Annotated in this window: 24 protein-coding genes; 17 read left to right on the top strand and 7 right to left on the bottom strand. The window is 63.3% G+C overall.

Annotated features, from left to right (window positions below):
* Window positions 1-85: 85 nt before the first annotated feature.
* Window positions 86-487, bottom strand: coding sequence for an OB-fold nucleic acid binding domain-containing protein (locus J1C49_RS16000; RefSeq protein WP_227446843.1), 402 nt, complete (start codon window positions 485-487; stop codon window positions 86-88).
* 213 nt (window positions 488-700) lie between these two features.
* On the opposite strand from J1C49_RS16000, the gene J1C49_RS15995 reads away from it, so the two are divergent.
* The 5 genes from J1C49_RS15995 to J1C49_RS15975 all read left to right on the top strand — a co-directional run bounded on the left by J1C49_RS15995 (window position 701) and on the right by J1C49_RS15975 (window position 5,930).
* Window positions 701-1,024: a 2Fe-2S iron-sulfur cluster-binding protein gene (locus J1C49_RS15995; RefSeq protein WP_227446842.1), complete on the top strand. Its 324-nt coding sequence runs from the start codon at window positions 701-703 to the stop codon at window positions 1,022-1,024.
* A 164-nt stretch (window positions 1,025-1,188) separates the two neighbouring features.
* Complete coding sequence (locus J1C49_RS15990; RefSeq protein ID WP_227446845.1) at window positions 1,189-1,875, top strand: VCBS repeat-containing protein; 687 nt, start codon at window positions 1,189-1,191, stop codon at window positions 1,873-1,875.
* 169 nt (window positions 1,876-2,044) lie between these two features.
* Window positions 2,045-2,851 carry a TIGR00282 family metallophosphoesterase gene (locus J1C49_RS15985; protein WP_227446841.1) on the top strand — a complete coding sequence of 269 codons (807 nt, stop codon included), beginning with the start codon at window positions 2,045-2,047 and terminating at the stop codon, window positions 2,849-2,851.
* Window positions 2,852-3,158: 307 nt separating this feature from the next.
* Entirely contained in the window at window positions 3,159-4,082 is a 924-nt protein-coding gene (locus J1C49_RS15980) for a DMT family transporter (protein WP_227446840.1), read from the top strand.
* 132 nt (window positions 4,083-4,214) lie between these two features.
* A complete protein-coding gene (locus J1C49_RS15975) occupies window positions 4,215-5,930 on the top strand; it encodes an SLC13 family permease (protein ID WP_227446844.1) in 1,716 nt (571 codons plus the stop codon).
* Window positions 5,931-6,234: 304 nt separating this feature from the next.
* Here J1C49_RS15975 and J1C49_RS15970 read toward each other — a convergent pair whose 3' ends face one another.
* The gene (locus tag J1C49_RS15970) at window positions 6,235-6,969 is read right to left on the bottom strand and encodes a glutamine amidotransferase (RefSeq protein ID WP_227446839.1); all 735 of its coding nucleotides are present in this window, start codon (window positions 6,967-6,969) and stop codon (window positions 6,235-6,237) included.
* Window positions 6,970-7,219: 250 nt separating this feature from the next.
* On the opposite strand from J1C49_RS15970, the gene J1C49_RS15965 reads away from it, so the two are divergent.
* On the top strand, window positions 7,220-7,969 hold the full coding sequence (locus J1C49_RS15965) for a YebC/PmpR family DNA-binding transcriptional regulator (RefSeq protein WP_227446838.1): 750 nt from the start codon (window positions 7,220-7,222) through the stop codon (window positions 7,967-7,969).
* 247 nt (window positions 7,970-8,216) lie between these two features.
* Here J1C49_RS15965 and J1C49_RS15960 read toward each other — a convergent pair whose 3' ends face one another.
* Complete coding sequence (locus J1C49_RS15960) at window positions 8,217-10,295, bottom strand: calcium-binding protein (RefSeq protein ID WP_227446837.1); 2,079 nt, start codon at window positions 10,293-10,295, stop codon at window positions 8,217-8,219.
* Between the two features lie 405 nt (window positions 10,296-10,700).
* Window positions 10,701-12,737, bottom strand: a complete 2,037-nt coding sequence (locus tag J1C49_RS15955; protein WP_227446836.1) for a calcium-binding protein — start codon at window positions 12,735-12,737, stop codon at window positions 10,701-10,703.
* Window positions 12,738-13,064: 327 nt separating this feature from the next.
* On the opposite strand from J1C49_RS15955, the gene J1C49_RS15950 reads away from it, so the two are divergent.
* The 11 genes from J1C49_RS15950 to J1C49_RS15900 all read left to right on the top strand — a co-directional run bounded on the left by J1C49_RS15950 (window position 13,065) and on the right by J1C49_RS15900 (window position 23,213).
* A complete protein-coding gene (locus J1C49_RS15950) occupies window positions 13,065-13,658 on the top strand; it encodes a LysE/ArgO family amino acid transporter (protein ID WP_227446835.1) in 594 nt (197 codons plus the stop codon).
* Window positions 13,659-13,722: 64 nt separating this feature from the next.
* Window positions 13,723-14,622, top strand: coding sequence for a DMT family transporter (locus tag J1C49_RS15945; RefSeq protein WP_227446834.1), 900 nt, complete (start codon window positions 13,723-13,725; stop codon window positions 14,620-14,622).
* Between the two features lie 128 nt (window positions 14,623-14,750).
* Window positions 14,751-14,933, top strand: a complete 183-nt coding sequence (locus tag J1C49_RS15940; RefSeq protein WP_370639426.1) for a hypothetical protein — start codon at window positions 14,751-14,753, stop codon at window positions 14,931-14,933.
* A 231-nt stretch (window positions 14,934-15,164) separates the two neighbouring features.
* On the top strand, window positions 15,165-16,325 hold the full coding sequence (locus tag J1C49_RS15935) for a DUF1036 domain-containing protein (protein WP_227446832.1): 1,161 nt from the start codon (window positions 15,165-15,167) through the stop codon (window positions 16,323-16,325).
* A 118-nt stretch (window positions 16,326-16,443) separates the two neighbouring features.
* Window positions 16,444-17,013, top strand: coding sequence for a transcriptional regulator BetI (betI, locus tag J1C49_RS15930; RefSeq protein WP_227446831.1), 570 nt, complete (start codon window positions 16,444-16,446; stop codon window positions 17,011-17,013).
* Window positions 17,010-18,515, top strand: coding sequence for a choline-sulfatase (betC, locus tag J1C49_RS15925; RefSeq protein WP_227446830.1), 1,506 nt, complete (start codon window positions 17,010-17,012; stop codon window positions 18,513-18,515). The genes betI and betC overlap by 4 nt, the downstream gene beginning before the upstream one ends.
* Window positions 18,516-18,611: 96 nt before the next feature.
* Window positions 18,612-20,069 (top strand): betaine-aldehyde dehydrogenase, encoded by a 1,458-nt coding sequence (gene betB / locus J1C49_RS15920; protein WP_227446829.1) that lies wholly within the window; start codon window positions 18,612-18,614, stop codon window positions 20,067-20,069.
* The gene (locus J1C49_RS15915; protein ID WP_227446828.1) at window positions 20,066-20,311 is read left to right on the top strand and encodes a DUF6552 family protein; all 246 of its coding nucleotides are present in this window, start codon (window positions 20,066-20,068) and stop codon (window positions 20,309-20,311) included. Before betB ends, J1C49_RS15915 begins: the two co-directional genes overlap by 4 nt.
* Before the next feature lie 13 nt (window positions 20,312-20,324).
* The gene (gene betA / locus J1C49_RS15910) at window positions 20,325-21,977 is read left to right on the top strand and encodes a choline dehydrogenase (protein ID WP_227446827.1); all 1,653 of its coding nucleotides are present in this window, start codon (window positions 20,325-20,327) and stop codon (window positions 21,975-21,977) included.
* Between the two features lie 226 nt (window positions 21,978-22,203).
* The gene (locus J1C49_RS15905; protein ID WP_227446826.1) at window positions 22,204-22,881 is read left to right on the top strand and encodes a thermonuclease family protein; all 678 of its coding nucleotides are present in this window, start codon (window positions 22,204-22,206) and stop codon (window positions 22,879-22,881) included.
* 95 nt (window positions 22,882-22,976) lie between these two features.
* Window positions 22,977-23,213 (top strand): YdcH family protein, encoded by a 237-nt coding sequence (locus tag J1C49_RS15900; RefSeq protein WP_227446825.1) that lies wholly within the window; start codon window positions 22,977-22,979, stop codon window positions 23,211-23,213.
* Window positions 23,214-23,398: 185 nt separating this feature from the next.
* Here J1C49_RS15900 and J1C49_RS15895 read toward each other — a convergent pair whose 3' ends face one another.
* The 3 genes from J1C49_RS15895 to J1C49_RS15885 form a co-directional block, all read right to left on the bottom strand.
* The gene (locus tag J1C49_RS15895; RefSeq protein ID WP_227446824.1) at window positions 23,399-23,914 is read right to left on the bottom strand and encodes a glutathione peroxidase; all 516 of its coding nucleotides are present in this window, start codon (window positions 23,912-23,914) and stop codon (window positions 23,399-23,401) included.
* Between the two features lie 121 nt (window positions 23,915-24,035).
* Window positions 24,036-24,896 (bottom strand): DMT family transporter, encoded by an 861-nt coding sequence (locus J1C49_RS15890; protein ID WP_227446823.1) that lies wholly within the window; start codon window positions 24,894-24,896, stop codon window positions 24,036-24,038.
* Between the two features lie 69 nt (window positions 24,897-24,965).
* A complete protein-coding gene (locus J1C49_RS15885) occupies window positions 24,966-26,783 on the bottom strand; it encodes a M3 family oligoendopeptidase (protein WP_227446822.1) in 1,818 nt (605 codons plus the stop codon).
* Between the last annotated feature and the right edge of the window lie 216 nt (window positions 26,784-26,999).

Genomic DNA, 26,999 nt, shown 5'->3' with positions numbered 1-26,999 from the left:
CTCAGTCCTCAGTCCTCAGTCCTCAGTCCTCAGTCCTCAGTCCTCAGTCCTCAGTCCTCAGTCCTCAGTCCTCAGTCCTCAGTCCTCAGTCCTCACGGGCAGGGGCAGGTGGCGTGAGCAGGTGGTCGAGCATCGCGGAGACATCCTCGATGTGTTCCGAGATCACATGGCAAACCCCGCCTTCACGCTGGATCCGGCCGGTCACGCGCAACATGCGCCCGGCAATCACCGCCCGCCGATAGCGGTCATAAAGCTTGCGCCAGACGATGACGTTGATGACCCCGGTTTCATCTTCGAGCGTGAGAAAGATCACCCCCTTGGCGGTTCCGGGTCTCTGACGCAGGATGACGATGCCGGCAACGCAGATCCGCGCCCCGTTGGGAGGCACGGACAGAAGTGCCGCTGGGAGGGCAGCGGGAGGTCGTGGCCATGACCGCTGCTCCGGGGCAGGCAATGGGCCGGGATCAGGGCGTGGTGCGGTCATCATGGGCGTGTCTGTCACAGGATGTTTGTGTCACGTGGCGCGCCCTCGGCGCTTCATCAGCAGCGCGCAGCAGAAGAATACACCCGCTTGAGAACAAAGATAGAACAACAGCTCTCTGGCGCAAGCCTTTTGTGCCATTTGGGACTAGAAGACAGCCGCGGCTCGGATTAGGTATTTCGCGACACACGGTATCAGAGGCATGAGGAGCCCCCGCATATGGCGAAGATCACGTATATCGAGCACAATGGCACACGCCATGAGGTCGAGGTGGCAAACGGTTTGACCGTGATGGAAGGCGCGCGGGACAATGGCATCCCCGGCATCGAGGCAGATTGCGGCGGGGCCTGTGCATGTTCGACCTGTCATGTCTACGTCGACCAGGCTTGGGTGGAGAAATTGCCCGCCAAGGAAGACATGGAAGAGGATATGCTGGATTTTGCCTATGAGCCCGATCCGGAACGCTCGCGCCTCACATGTCAGCTCAAGGTCAGCGACGCGCTCGACGGGCTTGTCGTCCAGATGCCGGAAAAGCAGATTTGATCGGGGCCGCGGCCGGAGGCAAGGCGCCGCGCCCGGCCGCGCGATTTTGGCGGCGATGTGCCCGCGGCGCGTGTCGGACCCTGCGCGCGTGGCAGCCGCCACAATTGGCGACGCAGAGTAAAAGTTCTGCGGCCGTAGCACTTCTGGGTGCCGTATTGCTTTGGGTGCTTCCGGTCCCGGGGAGCGCCGAGGTTGTGGGCGCGCGTTACGAGGGCGAGACCACCCGCTACCCGCATGGCGTTCTTGGCGATGAGATCGAGTATGACACGCTTGTGGTCACGCTGTCTGACGGGCGCGAGATGCGGGCGCGATGGGAAGCCATCCTTGTCTTCGAAGACACCGAACCCCGTCTGTGGGATCTTGATGGCGATGGCGCCCCTGAAATCGTGACCGTGGAAAGCCACGAGACCGAGGGAGCCCGTCTCTCCGTGTGGCGCGCGGATGACACCGGCCTGCGCATTGTCGCGCACACGCCGTTCATCGGCCAGCGGTTTCGATGGCTCGCCCCCATCGCGGCGGCGGATCTCGACCAAGACGGCGCGATTGAGATCGCCTATGTCGACAGGCCGCATCTTGCCAAGACGGTGCGCATCTGGCGTTGGCAAGAAACAGAAGGCGGCGCCCGGCTCGAAGAGGTCGCCTCCGCGGCGTCCTTTTCCAATCATCGCATTGGCTGGCCGTATATCGAGGGCGGAATCCGGCACTGTGGCGATAGGGAGCCGGAACTGATCCTCGCGCGGGGGGACTGGTCGGCGGTCATGGCGCTCAGCCTCGACGATGGCAAGATCCGCAGCCGCGAACTCGCGCCCTATTCCCCGCGAGCCATGGCCAGGGCGCTGGCGTGCCGCTAGCCGCCGGGCCTTTCGTGAGCGGTATGTCAAACCCCGACCCGACGCGCTGGACGCGCGTAGCGGCAAGCCCGGAGCGGAATTTGCGTCTCGTCAGTGGCGATGATACTGCGCGGCGCACGGATGATGCAGCGCGCCGCCAACGATCCTGGCGCGCTTGGAGACCAAGGGCATGAGAATTCTCTTTCTGGGTGACGTGATGGGGCGTGGGGGGCGTCAGGCGGTGATCGAGCGCCTCGGTCGCCTGCGCGAGGATTGGAGCGTTGATTTTGCCATCATCAACGGTGAGAACGCCTCCAACGGTGTGGGGCTGACCGGCAAACATGCGCAGGACATCCTCGACGCCGGAGCCGATGTGATCACGCTCGGCGATCATGCCTTCGACCAGAAGGACATGCTGCAATTCATCGAGAACGAGCCGCGTGTTTTGCGGCCGATCAACTATGCCAAGCAGGCGCCCGGCCGGGGCGCTGGCCTGTTTCCCGATCGTCGCGGGCGCAAGGTCTTTGTCGCTCAGGCGCTTGGGCAGGTGTTCATGAAACGCGCTTATGACGACCCGTTTTCGGCCATCGACGAGGCGCTGCGCCGTCTCGGTGGTCAGGCCAAGGCGCGGGTGGTGGACATGCATTGCGAAGCCACGTCCGAGAAGATGGCGATGGGCCATTACTGCGACGGGCGCGCCAGCCTCGTGGTCGGCACCCACACCCACGTGCCTACCGGTGACGCGCAGGTGATGCCCGGTGGGACAGCCTATCTGACCGATGCGGGCATGTGCGGGGACTACGACAGCGTCATCGGTATGGACAAGGCCGAGCCGCTGCGTCGGTTCATCACCGGGATGAGCCGCAGTCGCTTTTCGCCGGCGATGGGGGAAGCGACACTCTCGGGTTGCCTTGTCGAGACCGACGACCAGACCGGCAAGGCCCGGGCAATCCACATGATCCGCGATGGTGGCCGCTTGCAGCAGGCCACGCCGTGACCCTTCTGGGGACGCCGGGTTGCCTTGAGCCGGGCGGGATCGGGTGCACTGCCGTGATCCTTCGGGATGCGGCCAGCGTCTCTGACTTGGGTGGCGTCGGGTTCTCTTCCGTGACCCTTCTGGGGACGCCGGGTTGCCTTGAGCCGGGCGGGATCGGGTGCACTGCCGTGATCCTTCGGGATCCGGTCAGCGTCTCTGACTTGGGTGGCGTCGGGTGCTCTTCCGTGACCCTTCTGGATGCGCCGGGTTGCCTTGAGCCGGGCGGAAACGGACGCTCCGCAGCCCTGGGTCCGCTTTGGGCGCAGCGATGATCCGCGCCATCGCCCCGCTGCTGGCGCTGGCCGTGATTGGCGCCGCGTGGGGGGCCACACAACCCTTTGCCAAGATCGCGGTCAGCGAAGGCGCGCGGCCGCTGGGTATTCTGATATGGCAAAACCTCATCGTGGCGGGCGTGCTCGGCGCACTCGTTCTGATCAGGGGCAAACGGTTGCCGTGGACGGCGGCCCATCTCCGGCTCTACCTCGTGATTGCGTTGATCGGCTCGCTCCTGCCTGGCATGGCATCCTATTCGGCGGCGGTGCACCTGCCGTCAGGCGTGTTGTCGATCCTTTTGTCCACCGTGCCGATGCTGGCCTTTCCGATTGCTTTGCTGCTCGGTCTTGAAGGGTTCCGTGCGCGTCGATTGCTGGGGCTGAGCCTCGGCATGATCGGCGTATCGCTTTTGATCCTGCCGGAGCAGGGGTTGCCCGCGTCCGTCGCACCAATCTGGGTCGGTGTCGCGCTGATCTCGTCGGGCTTTTACGCGATGGAGGGCAACTACGTCGCGAAATGGGGCACCGAGGGGCTCGATGCCATGCAGGTGCTGACCGGGGCCAGCCTTGTGGGGCTGGTGCTGACGGTGCCGCTCGCGCTGGTCTCGGGACAGGGCTTCGTGCTGGCTGCAGGGGGATGGACAGCGCCGGATATCGCCATCGTCGCGTCCTCCGTTCTGCATGCAGGGGCCTATTCCGGCTATGTCTGGCTGGTCGGCTTTGCGGGGCCGGTCTTTGCGGTGCAGGTCAGCTACCTTGTGACGGTGTTCGGCGTCGGCTGGGCGATGCTCTTCCTCGGGGAAGGCTATTCTGGTTGGTTCTGGGCGGCGCTGGCGTCGTTGCTGATGGGCATGGCGCTTGTGCAACCGCGTCGGAAGACGCTTGCCGATGATCGCCAGAGAGGGAACACTGCGGTGTGACGGACAGGTATGCCCGGGTGCACCGGCACCGGGTCAGAGATCGGTGCGGAAACTGGCAGAGCGGAGGACAGAGATCTGATCATTGTGGCGGACGAGTTTCAGGCCTGGATCGCGATCGGCACCGTGCTGGTGATGTTTGCCCTGTTCATCAGGGAATCCTACCCGACCGAAGTCACGGCGATCGGCGGTGTTGCGGTGCTTCTGGCCACCGGTGTCCTGCCTTATGACAGGGCGCTTGCGGTGCTGTCGAACCCGGCGCCATGGACCATCGCGGGCATGTTCCTCGTCATGGGAGCCTTGGTGCGCACGGGAGCGTTGCATGCTTTCACCACCCGCGCACAAGCCGAGGTGGGGCGCCGTCCCAAACGGGCCATGGCCGGCATCCTGCTGATTGTGATCGTGGCATCGGCGTTCATGAATAACACGCCCGTGGTCGTGGTGATGCTGCCGATCTTCGTCCAGATCGCGAAGAGTCTCGGGATCTCTCCTTCCAAACTGCTGATCCCGCTGAGCTATGCCGCGATCCTTGGCGGCACGACAACCTTGATCGGAACATCGACAAACCTTCTTGTGGACGGGGTGGCGCGGACGCAGGGCCTCGCGCCGTTCACAATTTTCGAGGTTACACCGCTTGCGGTAATCCTTGTGGCCTTCGGTATGGCGTATCTTGCGCTGGTCGGGCCGCGCCTGTTGCCGGACCGGTCTTCCATGGCCGGAATGCTGTCTGACCGCTCGAAGATGAAGTTCTTTACCGAGGCCGTGATACCGCCTGACAGCAACCTGATCGGGCGCGAGGTGCTCGATGTGCGGCTTTTCAAACGCGAAGGGGTGCGCCTCATAGACGTCATCCGCGGCGATGCCTCGTTGCGGCGCAACCTGCAGGGCGTCAAGCTGGAGGTCGGGGATATCGTCGTGCTCCGGACTGCGATGACGGAGCTTCTCAGTTTGCAGCGCACGCCCGAGCTCAAACGGGTCGATCAGGTCTCTGCGCGTGAAACGACAACGGTGGAGGTGCTGATTACGCCGGGCTGCAAGATGGTCGGCCGAACGCTTGGGGGCCTGCGGCTGCGGCGGCGGTTTGGCGTCTACCCGCTTGCGGTCCATCGCCGGAACCAGAATATCGGTCGCCAACTCGACCAGCTGGTTGTGCGGGTCGGGGATACGCTGCTTCTTGAAGGGTCGCCGGATGATATCCAGAGGCTTGCGCAGGAAATGAACCTCGTGGATGTCTCGCAACCCTCGGCGCGGGCATTCCGTCGCGGCCACGCGCCTGTGGCGCTGGCGTCGCTTGCGGGCATCGTTATCCTCGCCGCGCTGGGCGTTGCGCCGATCCTTGCCTTGACGATCATCGCCGTGGCGGTCGTGCTGCTGTCGCGGTGCATCGATGCGGATGAGGCGTTTTCCTTCGTCGAGGGGCAGCTGCTGGCGTTGATCTTTGCCATGCTGGCCATTGGCGCGGCGCTGGAAGCATCCGGAGCGGTCGAACTGATCGTCAATGCGGTCGCCCCGAGTCTGGCACAGATGCCGCCATGGCTTTTGATCTGGGCGATCTATCTGCTGACGTCGATCCTGACGGAGATGGTATCCAACAACGCGGTGGCCGTGGTGGTGACCCCGATCGCCATTGGCCTTGCCATGGCCATCGGGGTGGATCCGCGCCCGCTCGTGGTGGCTGTCATGGTGGCGGCGTCCTGCGCTTTTGCGACGCCGATCGGGTACCAGACCAACACGCTGGTTTATGGCCCCGGGGGCTACCATTTTACCGATTTTGTCAAGGTCGGCTTGCCGCTGAACCTGTCGCTGGGTTTGCTTGCGTCGCTTCTGATCCCGTTTTTCTGGCCCTTGTGACCTTGAGAGATCGGGGCGTGTCCCGCAAAGACGGGCTTGACCAGACGCGGCACTCTTGAGAGGAGAGAGGCGGAGCGGTGAGAGGGGGGAGCGTGGTGACCGCGGCGGGCAGGGCCCACCGCGATCGGTCGCAAACCGAATACTCGGGATCACACTACGCCCAGAGCTTAGTCGCAGCTTTCCGCCGGATCAGCAGGTTTTTGCCGAGTTGACCGATTGGTCAGAAATCTGTGGCGCCCATACATCTGATCGGCGATTTTTTCCGGCCATTTGACGATTTAACATTGTGTTAACCCTATCACGCTCAACCGTAACGCGAAGTAAACCGCGCCAGAATCTGCTCCGGGAAGCGAACATCCGCCGCACGACAGGTCGCGATCAGCGAGTCGGCCTGCTCCGGAGGGAAGTAACCGCGCGTGCGATAGATCCGGATCCGGGTTTCGAAAACGGCGGCATCAGCCTCCGGGTGGAATTGCGTGGCATAGACGTTCTGCCCATGCCGCACCATCTGATACGGGCAGGCTGTGCCTTCCAGCAGATGCGCGGTGCCCTGTGGCAAGTGCTGAAGCGCTTCCTTGTGGCCGACAAAGGCGTCAAAGCGTTCGGGTAGCCCCTCCAGCAGCGGATCTTCTGCCCCTTCCGGCGTGATCGCGCAGGTGGTCGGGCCAACCGCCTCGCCATAGCGCTCCTTGGAGACCGTTGCGCCAAGATGATGACCCAGAATGCCAATCCCGTAGCAACATCCCATGAAGGGCAGGTCGTCCGCCGTGATCCGCGGCATCAGCGACAGGCAAGCGCGTTCGATGCGCGCTTCCAATGGGTCCTTGGTGTCTGCGGGATCGCTGACACAGCCGGGACCGCCACCCACAATCGTGCCCGCATAGTCGCGTGGATCGAGCGTGTCGGGCAGGTCTTCACAATCGAGCCGAATGCGATGCGTGCGGGCCTCATCAAGGCCCGATTTCTCGAGGATCGCCTGAAACTCGTTGTCGCTTGCGTCGGTCTCAGGACGCAGTTGCAGGATCAGAAACTTTGCCATGACAGGCTGGGTAGCCTGCGGGTGGCGGTTTGCCAAGAGGGCGGCGGCGCTGCCCCGGGTCTTCAGCGCTCTCGGGGCATCGTGCGCAAGGCTCTGAAGGGCAGAACGGGCGGGCCAAAGCGCCAGGACGCGCGTCCGGGAGGCGCGCGTCGCCCGAACTGGGGGTCGAACCGTTCTGGCCCTTGGCAACATGGGCGTCGCTGGCCTATAGAAGCGCTTGATCCAGATACATGAGCGATGAGGGCGAGACATGGCCGGCCATTCCAAATGGGCAAACATCCAGCACCGCAAGGGGCGCCAGGACAAGCTCCGCGCCAAGATCTTCTCGAAACTGTCCAAAGAGATCACCGTTGCGGCCAAGATGGGGGACCCCGACCCCGACAAGAACCCGCGCCTGCGCCTTGCGGTCAAGGAAGCCAAAAGCCAATCCATGCCCAAGGACAACATCGAGCGCGCCATCAAGAAGGCGACAGGCGGCGAGGGCGACGATTACGAAGAAATCCGCTATGAAGGCTATGGGCCAAACGGCGTGGCGGTGATCGTCGAGGCCATGACGGACAACCGCAACCGCACCGCCTCCACGGTGCGGTCGACCTTTACCAAGAATGGCGGCAATCTCGGCGAGACGGGGTCGGTCGGGTTCATGTTCGAGCGCAAGGGCGAGGTGCTGTATCCTGCCGCCGTGGGCGATGCGGACACCGTGATGATGGCCGCGATCGAAGCCGGCGCGGAAGACGTGGAGAGCACCGAGGACGGTCACGTGATCTGGTGTCAGGATACGGACCTCAACGAGGTGAGCACGGCCCTTGAGGCCGCGTTGGGTGAGAGCGAGTCCACGAAGCTGGTCTGGAAACCCACCACCACGACCGAGCTTGATCTCGAGGGCATGCAGTCACTGATGCGGCTCGTCGAGGCGCTCGAGGACGATGACGACGTGCAGCGCGTGACAACCAATTTCGAAGCCTCCGACGAGGTTATGGCGCAGCTCGAAGAGGCCTGAGGCCTCCGCTCCGGCGTCAGACATGCGCAGCTTGCCGACACCACAAATGAAAGAACCCCGGCACGGAAACGCGCCGGGGTTTTTCTTTCGGAAGCCGTGCCACCTCAAGGATGACCGCATGCAGTGTGCCGCGCTGACCCCGCTGGATATCGCAAGCCGCGCTGCGGTGCTTCCTGATGAGAACGGCGCCTGAGCCGATGTGACGGATCACCGGCTGGCTTGCGGCCGCCGGTGGTTCAAGTTGGCATCAGAACGAATTTATGACTTCGTCCACGATGATATCAAACGTGAAACCTTGCAGATCGATCCGTGAGTCCAGTTCCCTTGCATCTGTCACGCCGCGCAAGGTCAGCGTGTCGCCGGTTGTGAAGGACAACGTGAGCGAGCCATCCGCAGAGGGTTGCGCGTCGAGGATGTAATACGGGCCCGTCCGTTCGAAGAAAGCCGCACCTTCCAGTTCCAGCGTATCCCGCTCCAGATCGAAGTCCACAATCGTGTCGTTTCCGTCACCGGCCTGGAACACAAACGTGTCCGCTCCGTCGCCGCCGCGCATTGTGTCATCGCCAGCCTGACCATGAAGCCGATCGTTGCCAGAGTTGCCTTCGAGCCGGTCGTCACCATCGCCACCAAACAAGGTGTCGAACCCGTTCTGACCGAACAGCGTGTCATTGCCGATCTCGCCATGAAGCTCGTCAGAATTGATGCCGCCATTGATCACGTCATCACCTTCGGCGCCAAACACGGTGTCCTGCCCGGCATTGCCGTTGAGCGTGTCGTTGCCTGTGCCGCCGTTGAGGCTGTCAAAGCCCGCATCACCGGACAGCGAATCATCACCCGCGCCCCCCAGAATCGTGTCGAGGCCGAGCCCCCCGGAAATCGTATCGGCGCCAGCGTCTCCGAGAAGGCTGTCAAAACCGTTATTGCCGGAGATCTGGTCATCCCCCGTCCCGCCGGAAATCGTATCGAACCCGTCAAGGCCGATGATCGTGTCGTTGCCCGCGTTGCCCGCGATGACGTCAAAGCCGATCCCGCCAACGATGCTGTCATCACCGCCACGCCCAAAGATCGTGTCGTTCAGAGCGCCGCCCTGAATGGTATCCGCGTCGTCGCCGCCGTCGATCAAGTCGCTCGCGCCGCCGCCGACGAGCGAGTCCATGCCGAGCCCGCCATTGATGGTATCCGCGCCGCGGCCGCCAACCAGTGTATCATTGCCTGCGCCGCCATTGAGCAGGTCCGGCCCGGGTGTGCCGGCTGCCGTGCCACCATCCGGATTGGTCACCTCGATATTCGTCACGCGCACGTCGATCGTGTAATCGGACGGGGCGTCAGTGCTGCCTTCGGGCAGGCCCTGGGCGGCGATGAAATAGGTGCCGTCCTCGGTCGCGCGATAGCTGAGCGGTCCGCGCGTGTCGGTTGTGTCGTCCGGCGAACGGCTGTCAAGCAGCGCCCCGTCCGGCGCATGCAGGGCAAAGACCGTGTCCGGCGCATCATCGGTGATATCGAAGCGGTAGGTGTAACCGGCGAGCAGATCGACCGCGATCCAGTCCTCGTCCTGCGGGAAATCATAGGTTCCGGTATAGCTGCCGGTTTCAACGTCACCGTGGCTGAGGGTGATCTCTTCGGTGGTCTCGGCGCTGGCTGGCGTTTCGGTGGACACCGAGATGGTGTAATCGGCCAGTGCCCCGCCGTCGTCCTGCACAACCGCGTAGAACACGCCGCTGACATCCGGGGTGATGGAGATGGAGAGCGAGCCAATGGTTCCGGAACCTGTGCTGTCGCCCGGCACGGGCGCACCGGTTTCGGTCACGAGCTGGAGCATTGGCGTGACACTCTCGGGCGCCGTGAACGTGACCGCGTAGTTCCGACCTGCCAGGAGACTGACGGCGATCCAGTCACTGTCTGTGTCGGTCTCGAAGCTGCCCATATAGGGCATGCCCGAAGACGCGGCTGCAATCGTCGTGGGGCCGGACCGCTCTTCCGAGAGCAGCGTGAACGCATAGGGCAGATCCCCGGTGCCGGACACGTCCGCAGCCAAGCGCAGGAAATACAGGCCATCCGCGGGAACTTCCATACCGTCGATCACATCCGGAGCGCCGTCACCCAGCACAGTGCCCGCTCCGTCGAGCAGGGTGACACGGTCATAGCCGAGGATCGTATCGTCGAGGTAATAGGTGCGATCATTGGTTGCGTTGAATGCAATGATATCGAAGATGTCTTCCGCTCCAGGCGCCCGCGACAGCGTTCCGATGAAACGGTCATCTTCGTTGATCGTGTAGGTGTCGGTCAGCGTAGAGGGTGCGTCCGTGGTCTCGGTGAATGTGGGCATGCGTCTGTTTCCCGTCTATGCGAAGGTTCCGGTCGACCCGTCGGGTCATTTTTCTCGCAGAATAGGGTTTTTGGTGGATTGGCGAAAGTAATTATTAATAAACGAGTTTTCTGTTCGCCACCGCGGGACAATCCGAACCGGTTTGCAAAACTGTTCGTATTTTTGACGAATTTATCGTGATTTTTGCTCCGGATTGCTGGGCGCCACGTGCCGCTTTGCGGTGTGCCGAGCGCGCCGGGGCGCGTCGTCATCCCTCTTGGCCGCGCGCGCAGGGAGCGGCAGGAGGGCGGCCTTTCTCACCAAGCCGCCGCTCCCACCGGGCCGTGTTTCTCTGCCGCGCGAAGCGATGCGACCCGGGGCGCAAAACGCGGCCCCGCATGAGCGGGGGCCGCGACGTGATCCGGCTCAGATCAGCTCGACATTGTCGAGAATACGCCCGAGCGATGTCACCCCGGTGAAGGTCAGCGTTTCGCCATCGGCAAAGGTGAGCACGAGGTTTCCCGCATCGTCCGTGCCGCTGTAATCGCGCAGGTCGACATCATCCGGATCGGCTTCGTTGAACAATTCCGCATCCAGTGCGACCTCGTCGAGCCGTCTTTGGAAATCGCCGATCGTGTCGTTGCCGCCCCCCCGCTCGAACACGAACCGGTCCACACCGAGGCCGCCGCGTAGCAGGTCGTCGCCTTCGCCACCATTGAGCGTATCGCTGCCGAAATTGCCTTCGAGCGTGTCATTGCCCGCGCCGCCGTTGAGCGTGTCGAACCCGTTCTGCCCCAGCAGCACATCGTTCCCTTCGCCGCCATTGAGGATGTCGGACGCGATCCCGCCGGACAGGAGGTCGTCCCCGGCGTCGCCATTGAGCGTGTCGAACCCTGCATTGCCGTTTAACGTGTCATTGCCTTCGCCGCCATCGAGGCTATCGGTGCCGGACTGCCCCGAAAGCAGGTCGTCGCCGCCACCACCGGCCAGCGTGTCAATTCCAAGCCCGCCGGTCAGTGTGTCATTGTCGGCCCCCCCGTCAAGGCTGTCGAAACCGTTATTCCCGATCAGCACGTCCTCGCCGCTGCCCCCGAGCAGGGTGTCATAGCCATCGAGGCCAACAAGCGTGTCGTCCCCGATGGAGCCGGCCAGTTCGTCAAATCCGATCCCGCCATTGAGGTCGTCATCCCCGGAGCCGCCATCGAGCGTGTCGTTGCCTTCGCCGCCGCGCAGAATGTCATTGCCTTCGCCGCCAAGGATCACATCGAACCCGCCGCCGCCGATCAGGCTGTCATTGCGGCCTCCGCCTTCGAGCGTGTCGCGCCCGAGCCCGCCGTCGAGCGTATCATTGCCGCTGTTGCCAATGATCGAGTCGTTGCCTCCAAGACCACGCACGAGCTGGCCTGTCGGAGTCAGAACCTCGATCAACGGCACCGTGACGTCGATCGTGTATTCCTGAGGATCGACGATTGGGGCAGGCCGGCTGCGGTTGATGCTCAGATCGGTCGCGAAATAATAGGTGCCATCCGTGATGGGGCGGTATGAGAACCCTGTGGTCGGCCCGTTGGTCGTATCGTTGTCAAAGACAAGGGAGTCGCCATCGGAATCGCGCAACCGGATTGCCGTGTTGCTGACGGCATCCTGGAAGTCGAAGCGGTAGGTATAGCCCCCCAGAAGCTCCAGAGCGATCCAGTCCTGATCCTGCACATAATCGTGCCGTCCGGTATAGGAGCCGACGTCGTCCACATTGTAATCGAGCGCGATGCTCTCGCGGGTGAGTGTATTGTTCACCACCTCGGTTTCGACGGCGATGAGGTATTCGGTGGTGTCGTTGAAACCTTCGCTCGCACGGATGAAATACGTCCCGTCTGCCGGCGCGGTTGCCCAGACAAAGGTCGTTCCGGACACGCTGCTTTGCGGGGAGGAGATTTCGGTGACAGCGCCCTCTGTCACCACATCGACGGAGGGGCGTGCGGCCGAAGAGACCATGGTGACAATGTAACTCAGATCGTCTTCCATATCGAGCGCGATGTAATCGATATCGTCGTCATACTCCCAGATGCCCGCATAGGATCCGTTTGCCTCGACGCTCACATTGGTATTGGTTCCGTTGCGCTCTTCGGCCCGGATCTCGAAATCCAGCACATTGTTCACAAAGAAATCGGCCTCGAACCGCAGGAAATAGGTGCCGTCTTCCGGCAGGCTGAAGAATTGATCGTCCGGGCTGCCATTATCGCGAAAGCTCGCAATCTGCGTGCCGTCATCGGCAAAGACCTGAACGAACCGAAAGCCCAGTTGATCCGGAGTGAGATAATAGGTTCGGTCCGCCAATCCGTTGAAGGCGATTGTATCGAAATCGTCGTCGCCGCTTCCGAGCGACCCGATGAATCGATCCCCTTCATTCATCACATAGGTCGTGGTCAAAGCGGCGGGAGCATCGGTGGTTTCGGTTATCGTGGCCATGGAACTCTCTTCTGGATCAATCTGTGAAAAAGCGGGCGCGTGGACCTCCGCAATCCACAAGACGATACAAGCGTGACTTCGGGCGTCAAAGCCTTTGTGCCTCGGTTCACGGCCCATCCTTTCAGGACTGCCCGTCTGAGCGACGCCGATTAATTTCCGGGTGGCATTTTTGTGCGATGCTGACGGGCGTCGCGCGACACAAGGGTCGGGCGGATCGCGGGGATTGCCGGGATCGCGGTCTTGCACCTTTTTCCCGGCTCGCTTAGCCGTCGCAAACGGTGGTTTGCACCGCCTGATCAACACCCAGTTTTGCGGAAGGGATGCCATATGCAAGCGGCCATGGCGGGTTTTGCCCTCGGGTTGAGCCTGATCCTCGCGATCGGTGCCCAGAATGCCTTCGTGCTGCGTCAGGGCTTGCGCCGGGCACATGTTCTGCCGGTGGTGCTTGTCTGTGCCTTGTCCGACGCGATCTTGATTGTTGTCGGCGTGGCGGGGTTCGGCGCGCTCGTGGAGGCGGTGCCGGGGCTGGAGTTCTGGATGCGTGTGTTCGGGGCGGCATTCCTGTTCTGGTATGGTGCCCGCACATTGCGCTCCGCGTGGCGGGGTGGTGCTGTGATGCAGGCATCGGAGGGCACCGGAAGCCTGCGCGCCGCGGTGCTCACCTGTCTTGCGCTCACGTGGCTCAATCCGCATGTCTATCTCGATACGGTGGTTCTTCTGGGCTCGATTGCCGCGCAATATGACAACCGCCTCGCGTTTGGAGCCGGGGCTGTCACCGCGTCTTTTGTGTTCTTCTTTTCGCTCGGCTTCGGTGCCCGGGCGCTGGCGCCGGTTTTTGCGCGGCCCAAGGCGTGGCGCGTGCTCGATCTGGTCATCGGGCTGACAATGTGGGCTATCGCGGTCAAGCTGGTCCTGATGTGATCGCGGCCTGACGCGGCGTGAAACGACGCTTGCACCTGCATCGCGACGCGCTAAGCCTTGCGGTATGGATCAAAGCACGCAAAGCCCGGGCCGGGGCATTTTCTGGATGGCCGTGACAGGGCTCTGCTTTGTCGCCGTTACGGCGCTCGTGAAGGTGCTGGGGGGGCGTATACCTGCCTCCGAGCAAGCGTTTCTGCGCTATCTTCTGGGGCTCGTGTTCCTGATCCCGATGTGGCCTGCCATGCGCGCGGCAACACTCGACGCGCGGCTGTGGCGCCTCTTTGGCCTGCGCGGCGTTTTGCATACCGCGGGCGTGACGCTGTGGTTTTATGCCATGACGCGGATCCCCATCGCCGAGGTCACGGCAATGAATTACCTCAACCCGGTCTACGTGACGATCCTTGCGGTGTTCCTGCTCGGTGAGCGGCTGGCGATGCGGCGTATCGCGGCGATTTGTGCTGCGGTGATCGGGGCGTTGTTGATCTTGCGACCCGGGTTCCGGGAGCTTGATCCGGGGCATTTCGCGATGCTGCTCACGGCGTTGTTCTTTGCGGGCAGCTATCTTCTTGCCAAGATCCTGTCCGGCGAGGTGCCTGCGTCTGTCGTCGTCGGGTTCCTGTCGGTGACCGTGACCATCGGGCTTGCGCCGCTGGCGCTTTCGGTCTGGGTCTGGCCAACCCCGGCAGAGCTTGGCATCCTGTTTGCGGTGGCCTGTTTTGCCACGGCAGGGCATTTCACCATGACGCTGGCGTTTGCGGCGGCGCCGGTGACGGTCACTCAGCCCGTGACCTTCCTCCAACTGGTCTGGTCGGTGGCGCTCGGCGCGCTTTTCTTCGCCGAACCGGTCGACCCGTGGGTCATTCTGGGCGGGTCCATCATCCTGTCGGCCGTGGTTTTCATCACATGGCGCGAGCACCGGCTCAAGAAACGGGTCACGCCGGCCGTTTCAGAAACAAAGCACTGATCTGCGCGCCACTGTCTCTGTATCTTGAAAAATCCCCGGGAGGGACGCAATTCCGCCGCGATGCTCACCGTTTATTAAGGGGTGAACTTCAATGTTGAGTGGAGAGTGACATGTTTGCGGAGTACAAATTGACAGACGATATGGCTGAGATCGAGGCATTCCTTCTGAGCGAACGCCAGAAGGTTTTGTCAGAGGCGGAGTGGCGTTTCCGGATGCGCGGCTACGGGTACAACCTGCGCCGGACGGAAGACGGCGTCGAAGTGGCCCGACTGCCCCAGAACACGCCGCTTGGTACGCTGCGCCTGACCTGAACACCGAAAATGGTGGCTGCTGCGGTCCCGTTATGGGCGCGTGACGAGCGTCCGGGCCCCGATTGAATGAACGCTGTGCACGTGGTCGCCGTGTGCGAGCCCTGATTTCCCTTACTGGTTGCGCGCGGCGGACGCGCACCATGCATGCCGACCTGTGTCGGCAATACTGAATTGAGACTCGACAGAACCCCAGCTGACCTCGTTTGATACGAGAAACCGGAGGGAACCGTGATGAGCTCTCATATTTCGAAAGATTGGTATCGGAAGGCCGATCCAGCGTCTCATGATCGCAGATGGGACGGGCCGTGTGCAAAGGATCTTTGGGTCCGTGTTGCGCGTGCAGGGCGACGGCTCGGCACCGGCATTGCCGTGGCGGCGTTTGCCGCTATCGGCACCGGGTCTGCGGCTTGGGCGGGGGTCACCGTCTGCAATGAAACCGGTTCGGCGCGCAGTATCGCGATTGGCTATGAAGCCAGCGATGGGACATGGACATCCGAAGGTTGGTGGAACGTGGCGAACGGCGCCTGTCAGGCGGTGTTTGACGGCGTGCTGGGGCGCAACGATCTATACTATCGCGCGGAGCGCTCGGATGAAAGCTTTACGGGACCTTATGCGTTTTGTACCGAGCGAGGAGCCTTTACCATTCGCGGGGATACGGATTGCGAAGCGCGTGGCTATCAGCGCACGCGGTTCCGCAAGATCGATACCGGGCGAGCAGATGCCTTTCGGTTCTCCATCCGTCCCGACGGCAGCGCGCTGGCGCTCATCCCTGATGCGCTTCCTCGAGACAGGCCTGCGCCCCGACGCGTGACCGGCGCGTTGCAGCGCGGCCAGCTCGGGGAGCCGTTCTCGCAGACCGGTGTCTTTGTCGGGTGCCAGACGATCGACGGGATGGATTATTGCGGTTTCGAGGTTGAGGGGTGGCGCTACTTTGCGATCTACGGTCAGGGTACCGATGACCGACTTCTGGACGCGTTGCAGGATTGGCCCGTCCCGATGGCCGTGGCGCTGAGCGGGGACATGGTCACTTATGGCGACATCACCGTCGAGGTTGCGCTTGGTGAGGTTGCCGAGGTTATCGGCGGGGATCCGTTCGAAGCGGAGCGCCGCGCATTACAAGGCACATGGCGATCCGTCGATGATCCTGCCTCCGTGTTCCGCGTGGTGGGGGCAGACGTTTACGACTATTACAACGGTGATTGGACCGGGCATCAATGGCTCCAGCTGGTGGCCTCCTGCGACGGGGCGGAGGGCCTCGGAACCGGCGTTCTGCGCCGTGAGCTCGAGACCGGGGATGCGTGGTGCGTGATCATGGACCGTTATGGCGCGGACCGGATCGAGTTCGTCAATCCGGGGCGGGGCAATATCCTGACATATGAGCGGGCTGAATGAGGCGCACGCACGGCGTCTGAGACGAAGCGCGGGGGCGGGGCATCTGCGCTTGTCGGGGTCATGTGCACCGGCTTGATTTTTGATTGACTCGTCAGTCAAAAAACGGCACGCAGAGCATATGCCCAAGCTCGGACAAGAACCCATTCGACGCGCCGCATTGCTTGCGGCCACCGTTGAAGCCATCGGCGAGGCCGGTACGCTCGACGTCACGGTGACACAGATCGCCCGACGCGCGGGCATGTCGAGCGCGCTTGCGCATCACTATTTTGGCGGCAAGGTGCAGATCTTCCTCGCTGCCATGCGGCATATCCTGCGTGATTACGGATCGGAGGTGCGCGGCGCGCTGGCCGTGGCACCGCCAGAGCAGCGGTTGGAAGCGGTGGTGCGCGCCAATTTCGCGGACAGCTGTTTTGCTCCGGCCACGGTCTCGGCCTGGCTCAACTTCTATGTGCTTGCGCGCAGCGAACCCGAAGCGGCGCGGCTCCTGCGCGTTTACCAATCCCGATTGCGCTCGAACCTGATCGCGGCATTGCGCGGGCGCACGGCGCAGCCGGAGATGGTCGCGGACACCACGGCCGCGTTGATCGACGGGGTCTATCTACGCGCGGCGCTGACCGGGGGCGGGCTGGAGGATGCCGAAGGGCGGGTCTTGCGCGCGGCCTATGCGATGATGGAGCCCAAGACGTGAAGCCGAATTTCCTGATTGTCATGGTGGACCAGCTCAACGGCACGCTGTTTCCCGACGGGCCTGCGGCGTGGTTGCACACGCCGACCCTGCATGCGCTGGCGGCGCGGTCGACGCGCTTTGCCAACACCTACACGGCCAGCCCGCTCTGTGCGCCGGGCCGTGCGAGCTTCATGTCCGGGCAATTGCCGAGCAACACGAGGGTCTATGACAATGCCGCCGAGTTTGCCTCCGACATTCCGACCTATGCGCATCATCTGCGCCGCGCGGGATACTACACGGCGCTTTCGGGCAAGATGCATTTTGTCGGCCCGGATCAGCTGCATGGCTTCGAGGAGCGTCTGACGACGGACATCTATCCGGCAGATTTCGGCTGGACCCCGGACTACACCAGGCCCGGGCAGCGCATCGACTGGTGGTATCACAACATGGGGTCGGTCACCGGGGCAGGGGTCGCCGCGATCACGAACCAGATGGAATATGACGATGCGGTTGCGTTTCACGGCATCGAGAAGATCTACGATCTGGCGCGGACGGATGATGACAGACCGTGGTGCCTGACGGTGAGTTTTACCCATCCGCATGACCCTTACGTGGCGCGGCGCAAATACTGGGACCTTTACGAGGATTGCGCACATCTTCAGCCGCGCGTGCCGGCGATGGCCTATGAGGCGCATGACCCGCATTCGAAGCGGATATTCGACGCCAATGACTGGCGGTCTTTCGAGATCACCGCAGAGCATATCGCGCGGGCGCGACGGGCGTATTTTGCCAATATCTCCTATCTCGACGACAAGATCGGGCAGGTTCTGGAGGCGCTGGAGGAGACCCGGCAGGAGGCGGTGGTGATCTTTGTCTCCGATCACGGCGACATGCTTGGCGAGCGCGGCTTGTGGTTCAAGATGTCGTTTTTTGAGGGGTCCGCACGGGTGCCGTTGATGATTGCAGAGCCGGGTGGCATGGGGGCGCGCGTCGATGCGCCGGTCTCCACCATCGATCTGTGCCCGACCCTGTGCGATCTAGCGGGGGTTGAGATGGGCGCGGTCATGCCATGGACCGAAGGCGAGAGCCTTGTGCCGGTGATGCGCGGCGGCGCGCGCAAAAGCCCGGTGGCGATGGAATACGCGGCCGAAGCCTCCGAGGCGCCGCTGGTGGCGCTGAGGCAGGGGCGGTGGAAATACACCGCCTGCGCGCTTGATCCCGAGCAGCTTTTTGACGTCGAGGCCGATCCGGACGAGCTGGTGAACCGCGCGAGCGACGCGGATGTGGCGGATGTGCTCGCCCGGTTTCGGGCAATGGCGCGGGAACGTTGGGATCTGGAGCGGTTCGACGCGGATGTGCGCCAGAGCCAGGCGCGGCGGCTCGTGGTCTATGACGCGCTGCGGCAGGGCGGCTATTTCCCGTGGGATTTCCAGCCGTTGCGCGATGCGTCCGAGCGGTACATGCGCAACCACATGGACCTCAACGTGCTCGAAGAGAGCCAGCGCTTCCCGCGCGGAGAATAAACCGGGACCGGTCGCATTGACGACGCTCCCGCCCGCCCACCCCGCGTCGCCAATGCGACCTCGGGGCGGCGATGTTGGTGAAAGGAACAGTGAACCATGGCCTATGACACGCAGCCCGAGGCGAGCCATTTTGTGGACGGGGCGTATCTCGAAGACACAAACGGGGCGGCGATGGACGTGATCTATCCGGCCACCGGCGCGCGGATCGCGGTGGTGCATGAGGCCACGCCCGCGGTGATCGAACGCGCCCTGACCAGCGCGCGCCGGGCGCAGGCGGAATGGGCGGCGATGATGGGGGTCGAACGGGGCCGCATCCTGCGCCGGGCCGCCGATATCATGCGCGAGCGCAACCGTGACCTGTCGGTGCTTGAGACCCATGACACGGGCAAACCGCTGTCGGAGACGCTCTATGTGGATGCCACATCCGGCGCGGACGCGCTTGAGTATTTCGGCGGTCTGGCCGGATCGCTCACCGGAGAGCATGTGCCGCTGGGGGCGGACTGGGGCTATACGGTGCGCGAGGCGCTGGGCGTCTGTGTCGGTATCGGGGCCTGGAACTACCCGACGCAGATCGCCTGCTGGAAGGGTGCACCCGCCCTGGCCTGCGGCAATGCGATGATCTTCAAACCGTCGGAGACCACGCCGCTCTGCGCGCTCAAGGTGGCCGAGATCCTGCACGAGGCGGGGCTGCCTGCGGGGCTCTACAACGTCATTCAGGGCGCGGGTGACGTGGGGCGCGCGCTGGTCGCCGATGGGCGCGTCGACAAGGTGTCGCTTACCGGGTCGGTGCCGACGGGCCGCAAGGTCTATGCCGCTGCCGCCGAGGGCATGAAGCACGTCACCATGGAACTGGGCGGGAAATCGCCGCTGGTGATTTTTGACGATGCCGATCTTGAGAATGCGGTGAGCGGCGCGATCAACGGCAATTTCTATTCCACCGGTCAGGTCTGTTCGAACGGCACGCGGGTGTTTGTGCAGGACGGCATCCGCGAGGCGTTCCTCGAACGTTTGGCCGAGCGCGTGCAAGGCGCCGTGATGGGCGATCCGCTGGATGAGGCGACAACGCTCGGGCCGATGGTATCGCAGCGCCAGCGCGAGATTGTCATGGGCTATATCGCGAAAGGGCGCGCGGAGGGGGCGCGGCTGGTTTGCGGTGGTGCCGCACCGGAGCGCGCGGGTTTCTTTGTGGAGCCGACCGTGTTTGCGGATGTGACCGACGACATGACCATTGCGCGCGAGGAGATCTTTGGTCCGGTGATGGCGGTGCTTGGCTTTGCCGATGAGGCGGAAGTGATCGCGCGCGCCAATGACACGCCCTACGGGCTGTCGGCGGGTGTATTCACGCGGGATCTTGCGCGCGCGCACCGCGTGATCGGGCAATTGCAGGCGGGGAGCTGCTTCATCAATTCCTACAACGACGCGCCGGTCGAGCTGCCCTTTGGCGGCTCCAAGGCGTCGGGGGTGGGGCGCGAGAACGCCAAGGCCGCGATCGAGCATTATTCGCAAATGAAATCGGTCTATGTGCGCATGGGCGATGTGGAGGCCCCGTTTTGAGCGCGCCGACACCGTCCCGGTCGCCGCTGCAACCGGTCGATATCGTCAAATGGGTGGCCACGGTCATTCAGCTGATCGGCTACGGGCTGACCGGGCTGAACAGGGCGCCGTGGAACGTCTACCTGTTTTTTGCGGGCATCGTCCTTTGGTTTGCGGTGGGTGTGATGTGGCAGGACCGCGCGATCATGGTCGTGCATCTGGGCGCCTTCATTTCGCTGTTCATCGGCTATCTGAACGCCTGAGCGGAGCATAATCATGCAGGCAGAGTATATCGTTGTGGGCGCGGGCAGCGCCGGGTGCGCCATGGCCTACCGGCTGGCAGAAGCGGGCAAATCCGTGATTGTGATCGAGCATGGCGGGTCGGATTGGGGTCCGTTCATCAACATGCCTGGCGCGCTGAGCTATCCGATGAACATGGCGCGCTATGACTGGGGATATGAGACCGAGCCGGAGCCGCATCTGAACGGGCGGCGGCTGGCCTGTCCGCGGGGCAAGGTGCTGGGCGGGTCGTCCTCGATTAACGGGATGATCTATGTGCGCGGGCACGCGCTCGACTATGACCATTGGCGCGAGGAGGGCGCCGAGGGCTGGGGCTATGCCGATGTGCTGCCGTATTTCCGGCGCATGGAAAACTGGCATGCCTGCGGGCATGGCGGTGATCCGGCCTGGCGCGGCACGGACGGGCCGCTGCACATCACCCGAGGCGCGAGGGACAACCCTTTGGTCAAGGCCTTTGTCGAGGCCGGACGGGAAGCTGGGTACGAGACCACGGATGACTACAATGGCGCGCAGCAGGAGGGCTTCGGCCCTTTCGAGATGACCGTCTGGAAAGGCGAGCGCTGGTCCGCGGCGAAGGCCTATCTGCGCCCGGCACAGGCGCTTGGGGCGAAGGTTGTGCGCGGCCTCGCACGGCGCGTGGTGATCAACGAAGGGCGCGCCACGGGTGTGGAGGTCGCGCGGCGTGGGCGGGTGGAGATCCTGCGCGCCACGCGCGAGGTGATCGTGGCGGCGGGGGCGATCAACGCACCGGCGCTGCTCATGCATTCAGGGATCGGACCGGCGGCGCATCTGGCGGAACACGGGATCGACGTGATCGCGGATCGTGCCGGCGTTGGTCAGAACCTGCAGGATCATCTCGAGCTATACATCCAGATGGCCGCGTCCCAGCCGGTTAGCCTCTTCAAATACTGGAACCTGCTGGGCAAGGCCTATGTCGGTGCGCGCTGGCTGCTGCAGCGCAAGGGGCCGGGCGCGTCGAACCAGTTCGAGAGCACCGGTTTCATCCGCTCCGAAGCGGGCATTCCCTATCCCGATATCCAGTTCCATTTCCTGCCGCTGGCTGTTCGTTATGACGGATCGGTTGCAGCGGAAGGGCATGGGTTTCAGGCGCATGTAGGGCCGATGCGGTCCCCCTCACGGGGCGCGATCACGCTGCGCTCCGGCGATCCTGCGGACGCCCCGCGGATCTTTTTCAACTACATGTCCGAAGAGCGCGACTGGGTGGAGTTTCGCCGGGCCATTCGCCTCACGCGGGAGATCTTTGCGCAAGAGGCCTTTGCACCCTACCGGTCGCATGAGATTTCGCCCGGTGAGGCGGCGCAGAGTGACGAGGATCTCGACGCATTTATCCGGGAGCACGCGGAAAGCGCTTATCATCCCTGCGGCACGTGCCGGATCGGGCGGCGCGACGATCCGATGGCTGTGGTCGACCCGGAGAACCGGGTGATCGGGGTCGAGGGGCTGCGCGTGGCGGACAGTTCGGTGTTCCCGCGCATCACCAATGGCAATCTTAACGCGCCATCGATCATGGTGGGCGAGAAAGCCGCGGATCACGTGCTGGGCCGGCGATTGCCCTCCGAGAACGCGCAGCCATGGATCCACCCCGAATGGCGCACGGCGCAGCGCTAGCCCCCTGTCGGGTCCTGAAGACCCGTGCCGGCCCGGCCCACGGCTCTGAACGCTGAAAGGGCTGGCCGCACCGCCACTCTGAGCCGGTCCGGCCGCGCGGGGCCGTGGTTAACCACGCTCGACGCGATGCCTTGATCTCGCCACATTCGACGCGCAGGCCAAGGCCATGGTTCGATTATGTTTCATGCTGTGCGCGGCCCTGTTCTGGCCGCTGGGCGCGGGGTCCATGCTTGACGCATCGGACGCTGCAGGCGCCACCGAGATGCCGGATGCCGATTTGCGCGGCGTCGTCCGCATGATCGACGGCGATACGCTCGATGTCGGCCCCGTTCGCGTGCGTTTGCATGGCATCGACGCGCCGGAGCAGGATCAGCGCTGCGGTGGTCCGGACGGTCGCCGCTGGGCGTGTGGTGCCTGGGTCACCACGCAAACACAGGCGCTTTTTGATGGTCGGGACGCCGCCTGCACGGCGCTGGAGCGGGATCGCTACGACCGCGTGATTGCACAGTGCACCATCGGCGGGCGCGACATGGGCGCGCTTCTTGTTTCCCGTGGGCTGGCCTTTGCCTACCGGCGGTATTCGACCCGCTATGTCGCGGCCGAGCGCGCGGCCCGCGCCGCGCAGACCGGCCTGCACGGCAGTGCAATCGTTGCCCCCGAACAGCATCGTGCAACCCGCATCACACGCGAGCGGGACAGCGCCGGACAGCAGCATGCGCAAGGCGGCAAGCCCGGCGGCGTCTGCGTGATCAAGGGCAATATCGGACGGTCGGGTGCGCGGATTTACCATCGTCCCGGGCAGGAATGGTATGCCCGGACGCGGATCGACCCCGCCAAGGGGGAGCGTCTGTTCTGTTCCGAAGACGAGGCCCGTGCCGCCGGTTGGCGCCCCGCCCAACGATGAAGCGGCATTCGTTGCGATTTGATCCGGGTCAAAGTCAGCAGGTCATGCACGTGAAACACTCCTTTTGTAAGGACCAAGGATCGAAGGAGAGCGACATGTCCCACACGCCCCATGAGCTGGCAGAAGAATTTCCGGAATACGTGGAGCGCATTCATGAGCTGAAGCAGGAAAATGCGCATTTTGCCAAGCTGGCGGATGAGTATCACAGGGTGAACCGCGCCGTTCACGGAGCCGAGACGAACGTGACCCCGATGGGGCAATTCTCGGAAGAGGATCTGCGCAAGCAACGCGCGGCTCTGAAAGACGAGATCTGGGGCCTTTTGCGCGCTTGAGGACCGTGCCGTCACCGGCAGTGCCACACTGGCCTTGAGGGCCTTCCCGGCAGGAGACCGCGCAGCAGCGCGGACGACCTGTGGTGTGGCCATGCGCGGATGTGGGGGCAAATGCGGCCCAAGGGGCGGAACGGGGAAAGCCGTCCGCCCCAAAGATGCGTCTTGCCCCGCGCCGGGGCGCGTTCTCAGTTCAAGAGCGGCTCGATGCGCGAAACGAGCGCGCGAGAGAGCGGTTTGACGGCCGACCCATATGTGGCCACCACCGAGCCGTCCGGGGCGAAGAGCACCTTGTTGAAATTCCACGACGGCTCGAATCCGACGGTTTCGGCGAGCCATGCGTAGACCGGGTGGGCGTCCGGGCCACGCACCTTGGTGATGTCCGTCATGGGCAGCGTGAGACCGAAATTCACCTCGCAGAACTCCTTGACCGCCTCGGCGCTTTTGAGCTCCTGCCGAAAGTCGTTGGACGGAACCGCCAGCACCACCAGTCCCCGATCCTTGTAGCGCTCATAGAGTGCCTGAAGGCCGTCATATTGATCTGTAAACCCGCAGCGCGAGGCGGTGTTGACCAGCAGCACAGGTTGCCCGGCCCACTGGTCAAGCGACAACGTCCCGCCATCGATATTGGCAAAGGGCGCCGACGGTGCTGCCAATGCAGGAACGGCGAGAAAAGACAGTATGAAGGCGATGATACGCAGCATGATAAACCCCTTTCAGCATGAACGTAGGCGCTTCGTGTCAAAGTCAATCCGAGGCGTTCTGGCACGCCGGGTGTTGCGCATCACACGCGGGCAGGGACGCGCATGCGCGGCGATTGCGGGATCAGGTGACGCGATTCTGACGCACGACAAGTGACCCGAAGCCCGACAGCGCAATCAGCGCCAGTCCGGTGAGGGCAACCGGATCCGGCCAATCGCCAAACACCAGCACACCCAAACCTGTCGCTGAAATCAGTTGCGTGTAGATCAATGGGGCCACGAGGCTGGCTTCGGCCCTCTTGTTGGCAATCACCAGAAGGTAATTGCCTGCCGCCGATCCCAGCGCGCTCAACAGGAAAAGCGGCCAGACCGCGTTGGTGAGGGGAGGACTCCCGCTGGACAGACCCAGTGGCGCCAAGACCACCGCGCCGATCAGCAGTTGCGAAATCAACAGAAAGCGCGGGCGGAACGCCCCCGCCACCGCCCGCGTGGTGGCCAGGTAGGCGCCATAAAAGAGCCCTGCAAGAAGGGCAAAAACCATACCTGTCCCGCCGCCAAATCCGGGTTGGACCACCAGCATCACGCCGACAAACCCAAGCCCGAGCAGCGCCGTGCGTGCGCCCGAGGGGCGCTCCCCGAGGAACAGGACCGCCAGCACGTAAGAAACGACCGGGCCTATGAAAAACGCACCGAACACGTTGGCGATGGGTTCGGTGCGCAAGGCTGTCAGGATCGCACAGATGCCGCCGGCGATAAGCACCGCGCGCAAGACAACGCGCCAATCCGCAAGCTGGTGCAACTCGCTACGCCGCAACCCGCTCAGCGGCAGCAGCACGACCGCTGCAATGGCAAAGCGCGCCCACGCCACAAGCACCGGCTCGATCCCTGCTTGCGTCAGCAACTTGCCCGCCGTGTCACCGACAACCACGCAGGTCACAGCGGTGAACACCAGCGCACCAAGCCGCACCGAATCGCCCCATGTCATTCCGAAGCGCCCCCGTGCACCGTCGTCCTGCCGGGCCGGTACCATGCCGGCGACCGCTTCGGAAGCGGGTTATTGGTCTTCCATCGCCTCCAGCTGGTCGATGAATCCTTCGATCATGGAAAGCCCCTTGTCCCAGAACGCCGGATCGGACGCATCCAGCCCGAACGGCGCGAGGAGGTCGGAATGGTGCTTCGATCCGCCCGCTTTCAGCAGGTCGAAATACTTGTCCTGGAAGCCTTCGGGCTGTTCCTGATATGCGGCATAGAGCGCGTTCACCAGACCGTCGCCAAAGGCATAGGCATAGACGTAGAAGGGGGAATGCACGAAATGCGGGATATAGGCCCAGAAGGTTTCGTAGCCCTCAACGAAGTCGAAGACCGGCCCGAGGCTCTCGGCCTGCACACTCATCCAGAGCGCGTTGATGTCGTCGGGCGTGAGCTCACCGGCCCGGCGCGCCTCGTGCAGCTTGCATTCGAAATCGTAAAACGCGATCTGGCGCACAACCGTGTTGATCATGTCCTCGACCTTGCCCGCGAGCAGCACCTTGCGCTCGGCGTCGTCCTTGGCGTTTTCGAGCATCTTCTGGAACGTCAGCATCTCTCCGAACACGCTCGCGGTTTCGGCAAGGGTGAGCGGGGTCGAAGACAGCATCTCGCCCTGTCCCGCGGCCAGAACCTGATGCACCCCGTGACCGAGCTCATGGGCCAGCGTCATGACATCGCGCGGTTTTCCAAGGTAGTTCAACATGATATACGGATGCACATCGGTGACGGTGGGATGCGCGAAGGCACCCGGCGCCTTGCCCGGCTTGACGGCCGCATCAATCCAGCCCTTCTCGAAGAACGGGGTGGCGATATCCTCCATGCGAGGGTCGAACCCGGTATAGGCCCGCATGACCGTGTCGCGGGCCTCGTCCCAGCCAACGATCCGGTCGCTTTCCATCGGCAGCGGCGCGTTGCGATCCCAGACCTGCATCCGTTCGAGGCCAAGCCACTTGGCCTTGAGCGCATAGTAGCGATGTGACAGGCGTGGATAGGCCCGCACCACGGCGTTGCGCAGCGCTTCCACCACCTCCGGCTCCACGTCGTTCGACAGGTGCCGCCCGGTCTGGGCCGTGGGCATACCGCGCCAGCGATCGAGGATCTCCTTCTCCTTGGCCTGCGTGTTGTGCACCCGGGCAAAAGTCCGGATGTTGGCGCCGAACACCCGCGCCAATTCGCGCGTGGCGGCCTCGCGCTTGGCCCGGTCCTGCTCCGTCAAAAGGTTCAGCGTCGCCTCGATGCTCAAGGCCTCGCCGTCGATCTCGAATTCGAGCCCGGCAATGGTCTCATCGAACAACCGTTCCCACGCGTCGCCGACAACCCCCATGTCATGCAGGAATTTCTCCATCTCGTCAGAGAGTTGATAGGGTTTCATCGCGCGGATGCGATCAAAGGCCGGCTTGTAGCGGCCAAGCTCGCCATCGGCTGCAAACAGCGCATCGAGCACCCCGTCATCGAGCCGGTTCAGCTCAAGCGTGAAAAACACGAGCGGCGTGGTGTAAAGCGTGATCTTTTCCTGATGGTCAGACAGGAACTTCGCGCGCTCACTGTCGGTGGTATGCTGATAATAGCGCAGCCCGGCATAAGACATGATCCGACCCGCGATGGCCTCGATCTTCTCGTGGCGGTGGACCGCTTCCAGAAAGCCAGCCGCATCGAGGGTGCCAAGCTTGCCTTCGTAATCGGCAGCAAAACTGCGGCACGCCTCCTCGAGCCAATCGAGATCGCGCTTCAGTTCCGGCGCGTCCGGTGCAGGATAGAGATCGGTCAGATCCCACTCGGGCAAGGCGCCAAGATCGCGCCCTCCGGCTGAGGCATTGGCGTCGAAAACGGGTCTCATGGTCATGTCAGGGCTCCCTTGGCGCTTTTGTCATCACGTAAGGCGCAGGGACCCGTGGCTCAAGCCCCGATCGCGCGCGGCCCCGCTCACGGCTCCAAAAATCACGATGCACAAAGCATGCACATGCCATGCACAAACCATGCGCATGACGCGGAGCACTCTTCCAGACGGCCACGTCTTCGACTCACCGGGGTGTCTCACGCGCGTCGCCGTGGACCTGGG

The organism is Cognatishimia sp. F0-27, from assembly GCF_020667845.1.
Taxonomy (GTDB): Bacteria; Pseudomonadota; Alphaproteobacteria; order Rhodobacterales; family Rhodobacteraceae; genus JAFMPQ01.
The sequence above is the reverse complement of the archived record's forward strand: the minus strand, read 5'-3'. Positions and strand labels throughout refer to the sequence as shown.

Excerpts from the sequence above, each read along its gene's own strand:
- J1C49_RS16000 (WP_227446843.1), bottom strand. The coding sequence starts at position 487 with ATGATGACCGCACCACGCCCTGATCCCGGCCCATTGCCTGCCCCGGAG.
- J1C49_RS15995 (WP_227446842.1), top strand. The coding sequence starts at position 701 with ATGGCGAAGATCACGTATATCGAGCACAATGGCACACGCCATGAGGTC.
- J1C49_RS15985 (WP_227446841.1), top strand. The coding sequence starts at position 2,045 with ATGAGAATTCTCTTTCTGGGTGACGTGATGGGGCGTGGGGGGCGTCAG.
- J1C49_RS15980 (WP_227446840.1), top strand. The coding sequence starts at position 3,159 with ATGATCCGCGCCATCGCCCCGCTGCTGGCGCTGGCCGTGATTGGCGCC.
- J1C49_RS15975 (WP_227446844.1), top strand. The coding sequence starts at position 4,215 with ATGTTTGCCCTGTTCATCAGGGAATCCTACCCGACCGAAGTCACGGCG.
- J1C49_RS15970 (WP_227446839.1), bottom strand. The coding sequence starts at position 6,969 with ATGGCAAAGTTTCTGATCCTGCAACTGCGTCCTGAGACCGACGCAAGC.
- J1C49_RS15965 (WP_227446838.1), top strand. The coding sequence starts at position 7,220 with ATGGCCGGCCATTCCAAATGGGCAAACATCCAGCACCGCAAGGGGCGC.
- J1C49_RS15960 (WP_227446837.1), bottom strand. The coding sequence starts at position 10,295 with ATGCCCACATTCACCGAGACCACGGACGCACCCTCTACGCTGACCGAC.
- J1C49_RS15955 (WP_227446836.1), bottom strand. The coding sequence starts at position 12,737 with ATGGCCACGATAACCGAAACCACCGATGCTCCCGCCGCTTTGACCACG.
- J1C49_RS15950 (WP_227446835.1), top strand. The coding sequence starts at position 13,065 with ATGCAAGCGGCCATGGCGGGTTTTGCCCTCGGGTTGAGCCTGATCCTC.
- J1C49_RS15945 (WP_227446834.1), top strand. The coding sequence starts at position 13,723 with ATGGATCAAAGCACGCAAAGCCCGGGCCGGGGCATTTTCTGGATGGCC.
- J1C49_RS15935 (WP_227446832.1), top strand. The coding sequence starts at position 15,165 with ATGAGCTCTCATATTTCGAAAGATTGGTATCGGAAGGCCGATCCAGCG.
- betI (WP_227446831.1), top strand. The coding sequence starts at position 16,444 with ATGCCCAAGCTCGGACAAGAACCCATTCGACGCGCCGCATTGCTTGCG.
- betB (WP_227446829.1), top strand. The coding sequence starts at position 18,612 with ATGGCCTATGACACGCAGCCCGAGGCGAGCCATTTTGTGGACGGGGCG.
- betA (WP_227446827.1), top strand. The coding sequence starts at position 20,325 with ATGCAGGCAGAGTATATCGTTGTGGGCGCGGGCAGCGCCGGGTGCGCC.
- J1C49_RS15905 (WP_227446826.1), top strand. The coding sequence starts at position 22,204 with ATGCTTGACGCATCGGACGCTGCAGGCGCCACCGAGATGCCGGATGCC.
- J1C49_RS15900 (WP_227446825.1), top strand. The coding sequence starts at position 22,977 with ATGTCCCACACGCCCCATGAGCTGGCAGAAGAATTTCCGGAATACGTG.
- J1C49_RS15895 (WP_227446824.1), bottom strand. The coding sequence starts at position 23,914 with ATGCTGCGTATCATCGCCTTCATACTGTCTTTTCTCGCCGTTCCTGCA.
- J1C49_RS15890 (WP_227446823.1), bottom strand. The coding sequence starts at position 24,896 with ATGACATGGGGCGATTCGGTGCGGCTTGGTGCGCTGGTGTTCACCGCT.
- J1C49_RS15885 (WP_227446822.1), bottom strand. The coding sequence starts at position 26,783 with ATGACCATGAGACCCGTTTTCGACGCCAATGCCTCAGCCGGAGGGCGC.